This window comes from Arthrobacter sp. 10L430 (assembly GCF_056395245.1).
Map to the genome: position 1 here is coordinate 1 of NZ_JBFTJD010000029.1, position 14,269 is coordinate 14,269.

Here is a 14,269-nt window from a genome sequence, read left to right on the forward strand (position 1 = left end):
CGTACCAGCGATTGACCGCAGACAAGACATTCCAGAGATATGCAAGCACCCCAGCCACCCTAAGCTTCGAAAGCTTAGCCATCCCGGAATTCGCCCGCCAACACTGGGAAGCGAGCCCCTCCCATACACACGTTTTGTCCTATAACCCCACAGCCGATCTGCCGGACGTGGCGGACCGGCCGGAAAATACTGCTTCCGCTTCCGCTGATATCGGCCGTTATCAGCGGTAACAGGAATATGGAGGTAGCGGCACGAACAGCTCTCAAACGCCCCAATTCCGAGCCTGGAATCACGTTCCCGTAATCGGTTGCCGAGGAGACTAACGGTTCCGCCCCGAACCGGATACAACCCTCGTTTTGGGGTTCCGGCACTCCTACGCTTGAGCTATCCAATCACTCGAGGGGGTGGCCAAAATGAAAAAAATCTATGCTTGGCTGACAGCTATCCTTATGGCTGTCGGACTAGGCCTTCTTGTTCCGGGGTCCGCCTCCGCGGCCTCGTATTGCGGACTCGTCTGGGGCTCGTTGGCAAAAACCAACCAGGCCATGAGCACCGCTGCAGTAACCAATGTTCGGACGGGGCAGCACTACTGCTTCGACCGGATGGTGATCGATATTAAGGGGAAGGCGGGAGGCTACAACGTCCGCTACGTCTCCAAGGTGGTCCAGGATGGCTCCGGCCTGCCCATCAAGCTGAGGGGCGGCGCGTTCCTTCAGGTAACCGTCCATTCACCGGCCTACGACAACGTCACCGGGAAGGCCACATTCATTCCGGCCAACCGGTCAGAGGTGACTAACGTATCCGGATACCAGACCTTCAGGCAGGTGGCCTGGGCAGGCAGCTTCGAGGGCTACACCACCCTTGGACTCGGCGTCCGCGCCCGGCTGCCGTACAAGGTCTTCACCCTCGCCGGACCGGGCTCGGGCACACGGCTCGTCATAGACGTTGCCCACCACTGGTGACGAGCCGGGTTGTTCAAACCCTTGAAACCCTGAACTCGCGAATCGCCGATTAACCAAGCGACGCCCCGCCCCCGGCAAGCCGGGAACGGGGCATCGCTTTGCTGTTCTAGATGGGCTGTGCTTCGAAGGGACGGCGTTTCGGGCCGGCCGTGCCTTGGTACAACGGTGATTAGTTTCCGAAGTCGCACGCCGGACGCGGCGTGGGACCGTCGGCCTGACTAAGCACCATCCAGGATGGGGAAGGAAGCCACATCTTGGACACCGCAGTGTCCGTGTGAATACAATAGCTGCCCGGGAGACGACTTCAGGGCTGTGAAATCTGGCGGGATCGAGTAGCAGGACAAGTCTCCCATCCGAAGTCGCCTCTGTGGAAGGAATGCTGTGTCAACTGGTTCTGCACCGATGCGGCACGACGGAGATTCGATCTATGCCCAGCTGCGCTCTGAAATCCTGGGCGGCGCAATTCCTCCGGCGACTCCATTACGGGAGGTTACCCTGGGGGAACGCTTCGGCGTCTCCCGCACTCCGGTACGCGAAGCTCTTCGCCGTCTCCAGCACGACCAGCTTCTGGACCGTGGCGCCCGCGGTCTGCAAGTCCATCAGGCGACCCCGCAGGAGGTCATCCAGGTATACGACGTGCGGATTCTTTTGGAACAGGAGGCGGCCGGGCAGGCAGCCCTGTCCCGCGGCATCACTGACATAATGCAGCTCGAAGGCCTGGTGGAACGTGATCGTGCGCTTTCGGGTCCGGATGACCAGACCCGGGCCTCGACGAACCTGGAGTTTCACGCCGCTGTCTGGGCGGCCGCGCATAATCCGGTCCTACAGGATCTCCTGCAGCGGCTTTCCACCCACCTGATTCGCACCCCCCACTCGACTCTGTCGGTAGGAAAGCGTTGGGATGAGGCCCTGGCCGAGCACGCGAAGCTGGTCGCGGCCATCACTGCCGGCGACGAAACCGGTGCGCGGAACACCGCGCGCGAACACATGGAGACAGCCCGCATGATCAGGCTCGACCTGCTGCGGAAATCGGCCTCCTACTAAGATTCCCCAGCGGCTCTGCCGCTAAACCTTCTTCCGCGGAGTACCAGCCATCCGTGTCCCCCTGGCATGCCAGTATTGCCCGGGGTGCCGCTGGCTCTCCTATCCGTTGCCGGGGCGGGTGCAGGCATGAGCACCCACCGGAGACTCCCAAGACTTGCCGTGATTGCGGTCACTATGCAACACTGTACTTCACTGTATACAGTCGTATTCCATCAAAGGAGATAGATCATGACAGCGATCACAGAGACGGACACCGTCGTTGAGTTCCGCGGGGTCGGCAAGCGCTTCGGCAGCATGCAGGCCCTGGGCGGCATTGATTTGTCGGTGCGCCGTGGCGAGGTGGTCGTCATACTGGGCCCGTCAGGGTCGGGCAAATCGACGCTGTGCCGGTGCATCAACCGGCTGGAAGCCATCGACGAGGGTCACATCCTCATCGACGGCCACGAACAGCCTGTCGAGGGCAGGGACCTGTACAAGTTCCGTACCGAGGTGGGGATGGTCTTCCAGTCCTTTAACCTCTTCTCGCACAAGACCATCCTCGAGAACATCACCCTCGCTCCACGGAAGATCCTGGGCCTGAACAAGCAGGCGGCAGAGACGCGGGCCCACGAGCTGCTGGCCATGGTGGGCATCGCCGACAAGGCACACAGCCGGCCGTCCCAGCTTTCCGGAGGCCAGAAACAGCGCGCAGCCATCGCCCGTGCACTGGCCATGGAACCCAAGGTCCTGCTCTTTGATGAACCCACGTCCGCGCTCGACCCGGAATCCACCCGCGAGGTTCTGGCAACCATGCGGAACCTGGCGCAGAGCGGCACGACGATGATCGTCGTGACCCACGAGATGTCCTTCGCCCGTGCTTTCGCCGACCGGATCGTCTTCATGGCCGCCGGAGCCATCGTCGAAATTGCCGAGCCTGAAACATTCTTCACCTCCCCTTCCAGCGACCGGGCCAAAGTCTTCCTCTCCTCGGTCCACTAACAGCCTGTGCAAAGACGCACCCACCCTAAGGAGTAACCATGAAACGCCAGCACTTCCTGCCCGCACTGGCCATCGCCCTGATCCTGGGCACCACAGCCTGCGCCGGCACCGCCCCGGCCGCCGACAGTCAGCCCGCCCAGAGCTTCCCGGGCAACAGCACGATGGACAAGATCCAGAAACGCGGCAAAGTCATCGTCGGGGTCAAATTCGACCAGCCGCTTTTTGGCGTGAAAAATCCAGTCACCGGCAAGATGGAAGGCCTGGACATTGAGATGGCCAGAATCCTGGCCAAGGACCTCACCGGCAGTGCAGACAATGTCGAGTTCGTGGAGGCGGTCACCAAAAACCGCGAAGCGTTCCTGCAGCAGAACAAGGTCGACGTCGTGATCGCCTCCTACGCCGTGACGGAAGAGCGGAAGAAAGTCGTCAGTTTCGCCGGACCTTACCTCGAGAGCAACGTGGCCTTGCTGGTCCGCAAGGACGACAGCTCAGTGAACAAACCCGAGGATCTCCAGGGCAAGACCGTGTGTTCCACCACCGGCGCCCGCGCTGCCCAGCTGATCGGTGAGGCCGTGCCCGCGGCCAACGTGGTCCTGTTCAGCACCTACAGTGAATGCGCACAGGCATTGAAGGACAAGAGGGTCGATGCGGTGACCACCACCGAGGCCATCCTGCTCGGTGTCCAGTCCCAGAATCCGGACGCCTACCGCATCGCGGACGGCCATCTGGCCGATGCCGAGGAATTTGCCATCGGTTCCGCGAAAGACGATGCAGCATTCCATGACTACCTTGATCAGCTTCTGAACAAGGCCATCGCGGACGGGGACTGGAAGAAGGCCTACGACTCCACGATCGGCAAGGTCAAGCCCGGCGACGTTACCCCGCCCAAAGTAACCCTGTAGGGATCGGCTTATGTCATTCCTTGTCAATCATCTCGTCGATTTCGGTCAGGGCGTGCTGGTGACTCTGGGACTCGTTCTCCTGGGCGCCACGGGTTCGATGATCCTGGGGACGCTGCTCGCTGCACTACGGACCAGCCCCGTCAGGACGGCCCGGGCGGTTTCCTTGGCCTACGTGCTGATCTTCCGGAACGTGCCGCTTCCCGTACAAATGGTGCTGTTTGTCTTCGGCCTCCCGGTCCTGGGCATCCAGTACTCGCTCTACGCCTCGGCCGCGATCGTCTTGGTGCTCTACACGGCGCCGTTCGTGGCCGAAACCCTGCGTTCGGGTCTGAACACCGTAGACCGCGGCGAGCTTGAAGCCGGGCGCGCCCTGGGCTTCGGGCCAATGGCGTCCCTGAAGCTCATCGTCCTTCCGCAGTCCTTCGCCACGGTCACCAGACCGCTGGGCAACGTCTTCATCACCATGGTCAAGAACACATCGGTCGCTGCCCTGGTGGGGGTATCCGAACTGACGTTCCTCTCGGACAAGATCGCGGTGGATGAGGCACAACCGTTCATTATCTTCGGCGGGGCCGCCGTCTGCTACCTCGTTATCGGGCTGGTCATCGGCCGGCTCGTATCCGCAGTCGATCAGAAGGTGGCGTTCAGCCGATGAGTACCGTATCGCTTTTTGACCCGGCCGGTCCGCGCGGCAAACGCCGCCACCTGCTACTGGAAATCTTCACCGCCGTCATCGTGACCGCCGGCGCCTATCTGGTCTTCAGGGTCCTCTACGACAAAGGCGAGCTGAGCGCTGCGGCGTGGGCTCCGTTCGCCGAGCCGGGGCTCTGGGCGCTTCTCGGCCAAGGCCTGTGGAACAACATTGCGGCCGCAGCGGTCGGCATGGTGCTGTCCATGATCACCGGGTGCCTCCTGGCGTTCGGGCTGGTCTCCACCCACACCCTGATCCGCAGAACCTGCCGGGTCTACACGGATGTCTTCAGCAGCATCCCCCTGCTCCTGCTGCTCTACTTCACGTCGCTGGTGTTGCCCAACTATGGCCTTAAACTCGGGGATTTCTGGTTCCTGGTAATCGCACTGACCCTCTACAGCGGGGCTGTCATCGGTGACCTGCTGCGCTCCGGGATCCTCGCGCTGCCACCGGGACAGGCCGAGGCCTCCCTCGCGCTGGGTTTCTCCCAGGTCGGCACGCTGCGCCTGGTCCTGCTTCCGCAGGCCCTGAGGTCCATGAGTCCCGCCCTGGTGAGCCAGCTCATCATCCTCTTCAAAGGAACGGCGCTGGCCTTTGTGCTCGGCGGTTACATGGAACTGCTGAGGTCGGCCACCGTCATCGGCCAGTACTACACCCGGTCGCTGCTGCAGGCGCAGTTTGTTGCCGCCTTGGGGTTCCTGGTGGTGAACGTCGCCTTGGGCGCCCTGGCCGTGGCCCTGGAGCGCCGCCAAAACCGCCTCGCCGAGCAGGAACCGCTGCCAGTAACGGCAGCAGAACCAGACCTCGTGCCGGCCCGCCGCTGACACCCCGGGGTCGCCCCATACGGGCCAAGTACGCTTGGCCGGCTCTGTATACAGACGAATACTTATAAATTCACAAATTAAGGAGCCAAAGAACAATGGCTGATCAGAACGAATCCGCAGCTGCAAACCTCACAAAGGCCGACGTGATCGTCGTCGGTGGCGGCAACGCCGGCTTCACAGCGGCCCACGCCGCTGCCGTCCGCGGACGAAAAGTCATCCTGCTCGAAAAGGGCACCAAAGACATGGCCGGCGGCAACAGCTTCTACACCGCCGGCGCCACTCGCATCGTGCACAACGGCCTGGATGACCTCCAAGGGCTCGTGGAACCGGACGAACGGCACGGCCGGACCGTCGTTCCGCCCTACAGTGCTGAAGAATACGCATCAGACCTGGCAAAGGTCACCGAAGGCCGGAACGACCAGGCACTGACGGAAGTCCTCATTGCCGAGAGCCAGTCCACCCTTCGCTGGCTCAACGGCCTGGGCCTGAAGTACCGCCTGATGTACGAACGCCAGGCCTTCGAGCGTGCCGACGGGTCCTACCTCTTCTGGGGCGGCCTGCACGTGGGAAACGTGGGCGGCGGCGAAGGCCTGATCGAAGACCACACCCGGGTAGCTGCAGAGCTGGGCATCGAAGTCAGGTACGGCCACGCGGCCCAAAGCCTCATCGTTGAGAACGGCCGTGTAGCCGGCGTCGTCGTCAACACCTCTGAAGGGGAGCTGCGCCTGCCGGCAGAATCCGTGGTCCTCACCGCCGGAGGCTTCGAGGCCGACCCGAAGCGTCGGCGGGAGTACTTGGGCGAAGGCTGGGAAAACGCCAAAGTACGCGGCACGCCCTACAACACCGGCGACATGATCGCCGCAGCGTTGGAGATCGGCGCCACCAAGGGCGGAGACTGGGGCACCTGCCACAGCGTCCAGTGGGATGCCTTCACCGCCACCAACGAAAGCAACCGCGAACTCACCAACCGCCTCACCCGGCAAAGCTACCCGTTTGGAATCATCGTCAACACCGACGGCAAGCGTTTTCTGGACGAGGGCGCGGACTTCCGGAACTACACCTACGCCAAGTACGGCAAGGAAATCCTCAAGCAGCCCGGCTCGGTTGCGTACCAGATCTTCGACGCCGGCCTTCGGCCCATGCTGCGCAGCGAAGAATACGAGATGCCCGGCATCTCCGTTGAGGTCGCCGACACCCTCGAGGACCTGGCCGTCAAAATCGGCATCGACCCGGAAAGCCTGTCCAAAACCGTGACGGACTTCAACAACTCGATCGAGCGCTCCATCCCGTTCGACCCCAACATTAAGGATGGCCGGAAGGCCGCCACCGAACCGGTCAAGAGCAACTGGGCCGCCCCCATCGAAACCGGACCCTTCTACGCCTACGGCGTCACCTGCGGAATCACGTTCACCTTCGGTGGCATCAAGTCCGACACCCACGGCCGCGTCCTGGACGCGGACGGCAAGCACATCGAAGGCCTGTTCGTGGCAGGTGAAATGCTCGGCGGACTATTCAGCGTCAACTACCCCGGCGGCACCGGACTTGCTGCCGGATGTGTCTTCGGCCGGCGAGCCGGAGTTCTGGCGTAGGGCACGGTTCACTGCACTTTTTGCGATAGGTCCCGGGACTAGCGTTCCAGGGACGAACAACTGGTCCCCGATTGGACCATGACCACCGACCGCCTGCCCTATGTCCGGCACAGATGGGCGCTCTTCCCGCACTCCGTCGCAACAGGCAGCCCGAAAGTCGGGCGTGGGAAGTGCGCCCATGGGGAGAAGGCAGGGTGGCGGTAACGCCGCCCTGCCTTCTCCGAAGCCCGCATTAAGCGGATTCCGTCGGTGCCCGCCAAGCCCGGACGAGGGTGGAACCCGGCCACTGGACCATTCGGCTCCTGCCACGCCTAGTCGGGCACCACCAGCGCCGGCGTGTCCTGGCGGATGGTTTCGCCGCGGAAGAACCCCGGCCGCAGCCTGGCCATGATCAGCATGAACACCACTCCCAGGGCCAGGATGCCGATCCCGAGGACGAACACGAGCCCCACGCCGAAGACCTCGGAACCGCTGCCGAACTCCGGCGCCCAGCTGTCCGCGGCGGTCTGCAGGAAGACTACCAGCAGCCCCAGGCCGCCCAGCAGCGGGCACAACAGCCGGAAGATGAAGTTGCGTGCGCTGCTGAAGACGCTGTTGCGGAAGTACCAGGCGCACGCGAACGCCGTGAGCCCGTAGTAGAAGCAGATCATCAGGCCCAGCGCCAGGATGGTGTCATTCAGGACGTTCTCGCTGATCACATGCATCACGGCGTAGAAGACCGCCGAAAAGGCGCCGGCGGCGACGGTGGCGAATCCCGGCGTCGAAAACTTCCTGCTGAGGCGGCTGAACCGCTCCGGCAGCGCGCCGTAATGCGCCATGGCGAGAAGGCTCCGTGACGGCGAGGTGAACGTGGACTGCAGGGAGGCCGCCGAGCTGGAGAGCACGGCCAGCGACATCAGGATGGCGAACGGACCCATGACGGGCGAGGCCAGGGCCGTGAAGACGTTGGCGTGGTTCTCCTCGTTGTTCAGGCCGATCCCCGTGTCCCCGACGCCGGCGAACATCATGGTTGCGATGGTCACCAGCAGGTAGATGCCCAGGACGACGACGGCGGTCAGCGTGCCTGCCAGGCCTGCCGTTTTCTTGCCGTTGGCGGTCTCCTCGTTCACCGTCAGGCACACGTCCCAGCCCCAGTAGACAAAGATGGACAGGGAAATGCCGGCGGCGATCTGGCCGAACGTCTCGATTTTGGTGACGTCGAACCACTCCCAGCTGAACGGGATGGCGGTCCCGGACGAGGACCAGTTCGCGAACGCCATGCCCACGAACAGGCCCAGCACCAGGAGCTGGAATCCGACCAGCCCGTACTGGACCACCTTGGTGGTGTGCAGGCCCCGGTAGCTGACCCACACTGCCAGCGCCACGAACACGAAGCACGTGACCACGTTCAGCGGCTTGTTCGCCGCGAGGTCCGCCAGTTCCGGCGATCCGGTCAGCTGGGCCAGGAACAGGTAGAAGAAGTCCACCGCCACGCCGGCCAGGTTGGACAGCACGATGATGTTGGCGGCCAGCAGGCCCCAGCCGCCCATCCAGCCGACCCACGGGCCGAAGGCCTTGGTCACCCAGGTGAAGGTGGTGCCGCTGTCGGGAGAATCGGCGTTCAGCTCCCGGTAGGCGAGGGACACCAGGATCATGGGGATGAAGCCGATGAGGAAAATGACCGGCAGCTGAAGCCCGGCCTCGTTGACGGTGGGGCCCAGCGCGCTGGTCAGCGTGTAGGCCGGCGCGATGGTGGAAATGCCCAGAACCACGACGGCGAGGAGGCCCAGCTGCCCGCCCTTCAGTCCCTTCCCGGTAATGCCGTGCACAGTTCCCGGGGCGTCTGTGCCGGGGCCGCCGGCAGGATCGCCCGCCGGTGCGCTGGCGCGGGTGGTTTGGCTCATGACTGACCTTTCCAGGACGCAGCGGGCTGCTGCTGGGTGATGCAGTGGATGCCGCCGCCGCGGGCGAAGAGCTCGCGGGCGTCGATGCCCACCACGCGGCGCCCGGGGTAGGCGTCGGCAAGGATGCGGAGGGCCTTCTCGTCGTTGGGGTCGGAGAAGGTGCAGGCGATGACTCCGCCGTTGACCACCACATGGTTGATGTAGCTGTAGTCCACGAAGCCCTCGGCGTCCGTGAGGACCGTGGGGGCCGGAACCTCGATGATGTTCCATTCACGCCCGGCCGCGTCCCGGGTGGTGGACAGGAAGCTGACGATCTCGCGGCTGACCTCGAAATCCGGGTGCGCCGGGTCCTGCTGTGAATGGACCAGCAGTGTGCCCGGCGAGGGGATGGCGGCCACGATGTCCACATGTCCGCGGGTGCCGAACCGCTCCGAATCACGGGTGAGGCCCCTAGGAACCCAGATAACGTGCCTGGCGCCGACGGTCCTGGCCAGCTCCGCTTCGATCTCCGGTTTGGTGAGCCCGGGATTGCGGCCCGGGTCCAGCTGCACGGTCTCGGTGACCAGCACGGTTCCCTCGCCGTCCACATGGATGCCGCCGCCTTCATTAACCAGACCGGACACGAGATGGTGGGCGCCGGACCGGCCGGCGACTTCCGCCGCGATGAGCGAGTCCTTGTCCCACCGCGCCCAGTCCTGGGCGCCCCAGCCGTTGAAGACCCAGTCCACCGCACCAAGCCGGCCGGCGCCGTCCAGCACGAAGGTGGGGCCGATGTCCCGCATCCAGGCGTCGTTCAGTTCCACCGTCAGTACGTCGACGGCGGGATCGAGGTAACGCGCGGCGGTATCGACGTCGTCGGGGGCCACCGCCACGGTGACCGGCTCAAATTCAACGGCGGCATTGGCGACGGCGGCCCAGACGGAACGCGCGGCGTGCGCCTCTTCGGCTGTGTCGCCCAGGGTGTAGCCGCCCGTGGGGAACGCCATCCAGAGCCGGTCCTGGCGTGCCGTTTCGGCGGGCATGCGCCACGCGCTCATGCGGTCACCTCGGCAGGCGCATAACCACTGATTGAACTGGTCGAAATCGCGGGACCCGCCTCGTCCCCGAACGGTGCATCGTGGCGGACGGGTTCGGTGAGCCGGGCATAGGTGTCCGGGCGGCGGGTGGTCAGGAACGGGAACAGCGTGAGCCAGTCCTGGCGCTGGTCCAGGTCAAGGTCCGCGACGAGAACGGCTGACTCGTTCCGCGGAGCCTGCGCCAGGATGCGGCCGTAGGGGTCGGAGATGAAGGAGGATCCGTAGAAGTTGAGGCTGCCCTCCTGGCCCCAGCGGTTCGGGACCACCATGAACAGGCCGTTGGCGATGCCGTTGCCCACAATCACCTGCTGCCACAGGGGCTGGGTGTCGAACTCCGGGAACAGCGGTTCGGACCCGATGGCCGTCGGATAGACGAGCAGTTCCGCCCCGCCGAGCGAGTACAGCCGGGCCAGTTCGGGGAACCACTCGTCCCAGCAGGTGGGCATGCCGAGGCGTGCGCCGCCGAGTTCGGCAGGCGAGTGGACTTCGTAGGCGTCATCCGCGGGCGGGCCCTGGCGGAAGAACCGGTCCTCGTAGTAGCCGGCGGTGACGGGGATGTGCAGCTTGTGCGTGCGGGCGAGCAGTTCGCCGCCGGGGGACACGAGGACGGAAGTATTCAGTCCCAAGCCGTCGTCCGGGCCGTCGGGGTTGTCCGCCCGCTGGTAGAGCGAGGCGTGGACGCAGATGCCGTGCCTGCGGGCAGCTTCGGCGGCAAAGCGGAAGGTGGGGCCGGTGAGCAGGTCCTCGGCCGCGTCCGAGGGGCGTGGCCTGGTTTGTCCGGCGAGGGACAGATCGTTGTCCGGAATCTGGTCCGCCGGATAGCGGGACAGCGTAAGTTCCGGCAGGAAGACAACTGTGGCGCCGAGGCGGGCTGCGCGCTCGATGCCGTCGTTCAGTTCGGCGCGAAGAGCAGCAGCGTTGCTGTGCCAACGGTGCTGGACGACGCCGATCCGCAGTGCCGGACGCGCGGACGGCACTGTCCGGGCCAGGGAGGAGGGTGAATCGAGGCAGGTGATTTCAATCATGATGACTACTCCAGAGAGACGACCGTCACTAAATGAATGACGTTCATTTAGTATGCACAGCCCGGCGGCGGCTGGCAAGGGTTAATTTGAATAGCATTCATATATGACAGGAATGGTAAGTAAGCTGATCGTGAAATTTTGGGCCTGCTCCTGCCTGCCCTGACCCGGCCTGCGGTAGCGTCGGAGCTACTGGACCACTCGAGGAGGACGAATGAAAGCTTCACCGACACTGACCAACAACATGCAGGCCGTGCTTGCGGACCTGATCGAACTGCACATCCAGGGCAAGCAGGCGCACTGGAACATTGTGGGGACCAACTTTAGGGACCTTCACCTGCAGCTGGACGAGATTGTCGATGCCGCCAGGGCGTTTGCTGACGACATGGCGGAGCGGATGCGCGCCCTGCACGCGCTGCCCGATGGCCGCAGCGAGACGGTGGCCAAGTCCACCAGCCTGGCCCAGTTCCCGGAAGGCCTCATCAACACCAAGGACGCGATCGACCGGATCGTCGCCGCGCTTGAGGCCGCCGTGGGCACCATGCGCAAGGTCCATGACGAGGTGGATGAAGAGGACCCCACCACCGCAGACCTGCTGCACGCCTTCATTGAAAAGCTGGAGCAGTACGCCTGGATGGTGGGTGCCGAGAACATGAAGGCCTCGGCCAGCGTCACACAGCCCGACAGCAAGTAACCGCAGCCTAAAAATCTGAGATCCGCAGGCGGCCGACGCCCGCGGAACCGACAAAACAGCCCCGGAGTTCCTCCGGGGCTGTTTTGTGCTTTGAACCCTTGACTTTCCGGGGTTGCGGAGAATACTTAAGCATGTGCTTAACAATCAGCTGGCGGAGGATTCGGACCTGGATTCCGTGTTCCAGGCGCTCGCCGACCCCACCCGGAGGGCGATCCTTATCCGCCTCTGCGACGGCGCGGCGTCAGTCTCGCAGCTGGCCCGACCGTTTGCCATGAGCCTGCCGGCAATCCTCCAGCACCTGCAGGTCCTGGAGGGCAGTGGCCTGGTCCGCAGCGAAAAGATCGGACGCGTGCGCAGCTGCACCATTGTCCCCGCTGCCGTCCGCCGTGCGGAGGGCTGGCTCAGCTCGCGCCGGACGGCTGAAGAACGCCGCCTCGACCGGCTCGAGTCGTTCCTTGATTCAGATGATCCACCCACAACAACAACCAGGAGTACGCCATGAGCACCCCCATCACGCATGCCAGCTTCACGTTGTCACGCACGCTCAACGCCCCGCCGTCGCGCGTTTTTGAAGCGTTCTCGGATTTCGCCAGCAAGAAGAAGTGGTTTGGCGGCCCGCCGGAGTGGAACCAGGGCGAATCAAGCCTCGAGTTCCGGGAGGGCGGCCGTGAGACGGACGTCGGAGGGCCCGAGGGCGGTTTCGTTTCGACCATGCATGCCCTCTATTACGACATCGTGGATAACGAGCGGATCGTTTATACCTACGAGATGCTGCTGGACGGTCAGCGCACGTCCGTTTCGCTCAGCACGGTGGAGCTTCAGGCTGAGGGCGACGGTACCCTGCTGACGCTGACCGAACAGGGCGCCTACTTCACGGAGGTTGACCAGGTGGCCGGGAGGAAGGAGGGAACCGAAGGCCTGCTCGATGCCTTGCAGGCCTTCGTCGAAGGCCACTGAGCAGCGGCCGCGGCAGGCCGCCGTCGCTCCTCCGCGGTCCCTTAGCGGGCCCTCGGCACCCGGCGGAGAACGACGGCGGAGAGGACTGACGCTCCCGCCATCAGTACCAGCGCGATGGCCGCCGTGATGTGGACGCCCGAGTCGAAGGCCGCCCGGGCGGCCGCGGCGAGGGCCTCGGACAGCGGCGCCGGCAACGTTCCCGCAAGCTCCATGGCCCCCGCCAGGGTTTCCCGGGCCCGGTCCGCGGAGTCTGCCGGCGCCACCTGGGTAACGGCTGCGGGCAGTGCAAGCTGCCTCTGGTACGAGGCGGTCAGGATCGATCCAAGAACGGCCGTTCCGAGCAGTGAGCCCACTTCGTAGCCCGTCTCGGAAATCGCCGCCGCGGCCCCGGATTTCGCGGGCGGCACGGCGCCTAGGATCAGGTCGTTGGAGATTGTTTCGGCGGCACCCACGCCGAGGGCAAGGAGGAGCAGTGCACCAAGCAGCAGGGCCGGTCCGGCGGAGTGGTCGCCAAAAGCCACCAGGGAGTAGCCCGACGCGCTCAGCGACAGGCCGCCGGCCACCACGAACCCGGGCCGAATCTTCCGGACCAGCGGCACCACCAGAAGCCCCGCCACCACGGTGGCCGTCAGTGCGGGCAGCATGGCAGTCCCCGACGCCGAGGGCGACATCCCTTCCAGCAGTTGCAGGTGCTGTGCCAGGAAGAGGATGAAGCCGTTGAAGGAGAACAGCGCCAGCACGTTGGCTGTGATGGCCGTGCTGAACACCCTGTTCCTGAACAGGGACAGGTCCAGCAGCGGGGACGCGAGCCGCTGCTGGCGACGAACGAAGACGAAGCCCATGGCCATGCCAAAGGCAATGATGGACAGGGCCTGTGCGCCCGGGCCTTCGGTGGCCAGTTCCTTGATTCCGTAGACCACGGGCACCATGGTCAGCATTGACAGCAGGATGCTGGGCATGTCCACCCGGCCCGGCCTGGGGTCCCTGGACTCCGGAATGAAGAACGGGCCGAAGATGAGCAGCGGCAGCATGATGGGCACGGCCACGAGCAGGACCGCGCCCCACCAGAACTGCTCCACGAGCCAGCCGCCGAAAATCGGGCCGAGGGCTGCGCCGCCGGAGAAGCCTGCCGCCCAGATTGCGACCGCCAGCCTGCGCCTGTTGGGGTCCGGAAAAATGTTGCGGATGAGCGAGAGCGTGGAGGGCATCAGCATGGCGCCAAAGAAGCCCAGTGCGGCACGGCCGGTAATCAGCCATTCGGCGCTTGGGGCGAACGCCGTGGCGGCCGAGACTCCGGCGAATCCCATGGTGCCAATCAGCAGCAGCCGGCGGCGCCCGATCCTGTCACCCAGGCCTCCCATGGCAACCAGGAGCCCGGCCAGGACCAGGGCGTAGGCGTCCACGATCCACAGCAGCTGCACTCCGGACGTATCCAGGCTCCGCGCGATTGCCGGCAGGGCGAAGGTCAGCGCGGTGTTGTCCACCGCCACGAGGAGGACCGGAAACATGAGCAGACCCAGGGCAAGCCAGTCGCGGGCTCCGCCGTTGGCGGGGGAGGGCTGTGCTGCTGCTTGGGTGGTGGGCTTTTGCTGCTGGAGGTCTGCGGACGCGGTCATAACTTAACTGTACCGTCTGGACGGTACAGTT

15 protein-coding genes are annotated in these 14,269 nt (G+C 64.4%); 11 read left to right on the plus strand and 4 right to left on the minus strand.

Features of this window, described 5'->3' with window-relative positions; translation table 11 throughout:
- The 8 genes from AC1DDG_RS18815 to tcuA all read left to right on the plus strand — a co-directional run.
- On the plus strand, window positions 1-230 hold a 230-nt coding region (locus AC1DDG_RS18815; RefSeq protein WP_476877252.1), incomplete at its 5' end, for a hypothetical protein.
- Between the two features lie 183 nt (window positions 231-413).
- Complete coding sequence (locus AC1DDG_RS18820; protein WP_476877253.1) at window positions 414-962, plus strand: AMIN-like domain-containing (lipo)protein; 549 nt, start codon at window positions 414-416, stop codon at window positions 960-962.
- 381 nt (window positions 963-1,343) lie between these two features.
- A complete protein-coding gene (locus AC1DDG_RS18825; protein ID WP_476877254.1) occupies window positions 1,344-2,006 on the plus strand; it encodes a GntR family transcriptional regulator in 663 nt (220 codons plus the stop codon).
- A gap of 228 nt (window positions 2,007-2,234) precedes the next feature.
- The gene (locus tag AC1DDG_RS18830; RefSeq protein WP_476877255.1) at window positions 2,235-2,984 is read left to right on the plus strand and encodes an amino acid ABC transporter ATP-binding protein; all 750 of its coding nucleotides are present in this window, start codon (window positions 2,235-2,237) and stop codon (window positions 2,982-2,984) included.
- Between the two features lie 38 nt (window positions 2,985-3,022).
- Entirely contained in the window at window positions 3,023-3,886 is an 864-nt protein-coding gene (locus AC1DDG_RS18835; protein WP_476877256.1) for a glutamate ABC transporter substrate-binding protein, read from the plus strand.
- Window positions 3,887-3,896: 10 nt separating this feature from the next.
- A complete protein-coding gene (locus tag AC1DDG_RS18840) occupies window positions 3,897-4,541 on the plus strand; it encodes an amino acid ABC transporter permease (protein WP_476877257.1) in 645 nt (214 codons plus the stop codon).
- Window positions 4,538-5,401, plus strand: coding sequence for an amino acid ABC transporter permease (locus AC1DDG_RS18845; RefSeq protein ID WP_476877258.1), 864 nt, complete (start codon window positions 4,538-4,540; stop codon window positions 5,399-5,401). The genes AC1DDG_RS18840 and AC1DDG_RS18845 overlap by 4 nt, the downstream gene beginning before the upstream one ends.
- 95 nt (window positions 5,402-5,496) lie before the next feature.
- Window positions 5,497-6,990, plus strand: coding sequence for an FAD-dependent tricarballylate dehydrogenase TcuA (gene tcuA, locus AC1DDG_RS18850; protein ID WP_476877259.1), 1,494 nt, complete (start codon window positions 5,497-5,499; stop codon window positions 6,988-6,990).
- Window positions 6,991-7,301: 311 nt separating this feature from the next.
- Here tcuA and AC1DDG_RS18855 read toward each other — a convergent pair whose 3' ends face one another.
- Genes AC1DDG_RS18855 through AC1DDG_RS18865 form a run of 3 tightly spaced genes read right to left on the minus strand, consistent with a single transcriptional unit; the run spans window position 7,302 to window position 10,974 of the window.
- Entirely contained in the window at window positions 7,302-8,873 is a 1,572-nt protein-coding gene (locus AC1DDG_RS18855; protein ID WP_476877260.1) for an APC family permease, read from the minus strand.
- Complete coding sequence (locus AC1DDG_RS18860; RefSeq protein ID WP_476877261.1) at window positions 8,870-9,910, minus strand: agmatine deiminase family protein; 1,041 nt, start codon at window positions 9,908-9,910, stop codon at window positions 8,870-8,872. The genes AC1DDG_RS18855 and AC1DDG_RS18860 overlap by 4 nt, the downstream gene beginning before the upstream one ends.
- Window positions 9,907-10,974, minus strand: coding sequence for a nitrilase-related carbon-nitrogen hydrolase (locus AC1DDG_RS18865; protein WP_476877262.1), 1,068 nt, complete (start codon window positions 10,972-10,974; stop codon window positions 9,907-9,909). Before AC1DDG_RS18865 ends, AC1DDG_RS18860 begins: the two co-directional genes overlap by 4 nt.
- Window positions 10,975-11,185: 211 nt before the next feature.
- Between AC1DDG_RS18865 and AC1DDG_RS18870 the strand changes: the two genes are divergently transcribed.
- From AC1DDG_RS18870 to AC1DDG_RS18880, 3 genes are all read left to right on the plus strand, one after another.
- Window positions 11,186-11,665, plus strand: coding sequence for a Dps family protein (locus AC1DDG_RS18870; protein WP_230119772.1), 480 nt, complete (start codon window positions 11,186-11,188; stop codon window positions 11,663-11,665).
- A 133-nt stretch (window positions 11,666-11,798) separates the two neighbouring features.
- On the plus strand, window positions 11,799-12,167 hold the full coding sequence (locus AC1DDG_RS18875) for an ArsR/SmtB family transcription factor (protein WP_476877263.1): 369 nt from the start codon (window positions 11,799-11,801) through the stop codon (window positions 12,165-12,167).
- Window positions 12,164-12,622 carry an SRPBCC family protein gene (locus tag AC1DDG_RS18880; RefSeq protein WP_476877264.1) on the plus strand — a complete coding sequence of 153 codons (459 nt, stop codon included), beginning with the start codon at window positions 12,164-12,166 and terminating at the stop codon, window positions 12,620-12,622. Before AC1DDG_RS18875 ends, AC1DDG_RS18880 begins: the two co-directional genes overlap by 4 nt.
- 41 nt (window positions 12,623-12,663) lie before the next feature.
- On the opposite strand, the gene AC1DDG_RS18885 is transcribed toward AC1DDG_RS18880, so the two are convergent.
- Window positions 12,664-14,238 (minus strand): MFS transporter, encoded by a 1,575-nt coding sequence (locus tag AC1DDG_RS18885; RefSeq protein ID WP_476877265.1) that lies wholly within the window; start codon window positions 14,236-14,238, stop codon window positions 12,664-12,666.
- Between the last annotated feature and the right edge of the window lie 31 nt (window positions 14,239-14,269).

Bases quoted from the DNA above. Each gene is read 5' to 3' on its own strand.
- AC1DDG_RS18820 (WP_476877253.1), top strand. From the start codon at position 414: ATGAAAAAAATCTATGCTTGGCTGACAGCTATCCTTATGGCTGTCGGA.
- AC1DDG_RS18830 (WP_476877255.1), top strand. From the start codon at position 2,235: ATGACAGCGATCACAGAGACGGACACCGTCGTTGAGTTCCGCGGGGTC.
- AC1DDG_RS18835 (WP_476877256.1), top strand. From the start codon at position 3,023: ATGAAACGCCAGCACTTCCTGCCCGCACTGGCCATCGCCCTGATCCTG.
- AC1DDG_RS18840 (WP_476877257.1), top strand. From the start codon at position 3,897: ATGTCATTCCTTGTCAATCATCTCGTCGATTTCGGTCAGGGCGTGCTG.
- AC1DDG_RS18845 (WP_476877258.1), top strand. From the start codon at position 4,538: ATGAGTACCGTATCGCTTTTTGACCCGGCCGGTCCGCGCGGCAAACGC.
- tcuA (WP_476877259.1), top strand. From the start codon at position 5,497: ATGGCTGATCAGAACGAATCCGCAGCTGCAAACCTCACAAAGGCCGAC.
- AC1DDG_RS18855 (WP_476877260.1), bottom strand. From the start codon at position 8,873: ATGAGCCAAACCACCCGCGCCAGCGCACCGGCGGGCGATCCTGCCGGC.
- AC1DDG_RS18860 (WP_476877261.1), bottom strand. From the start codon at position 9,910: ATGAGCGCGTGGCGCATGCCCGCCGAAACGGCACGCCAGGACCGGCTC.
- AC1DDG_RS18865 (WP_476877262.1), bottom strand. From the start codon at position 10,974: ATGATTGAAATCACCTGCCTCGATTCACCCTCCTCCCTGGCCCGGACA.
- AC1DDG_RS18870 (WP_230119772.1), top strand. From the start codon at position 11,186: ATGAAAGCTTCACCGACACTGACCAACAACATGCAGGCCGTGCTTGCG.
- AC1DDG_RS18880 (WP_476877264.1), top strand. From the start codon at position 12,164: ATGAGCACCCCCATCACGCATGCCAGCTTCACGTTGTCACGCACGCTC.
- AC1DDG_RS18885 (WP_476877265.1), bottom strand. From the start codon at position 14,238: ATGACCGCGTCCGCAGACCTCCAGCAGCAAAAGCCCACCACCCAAGCA.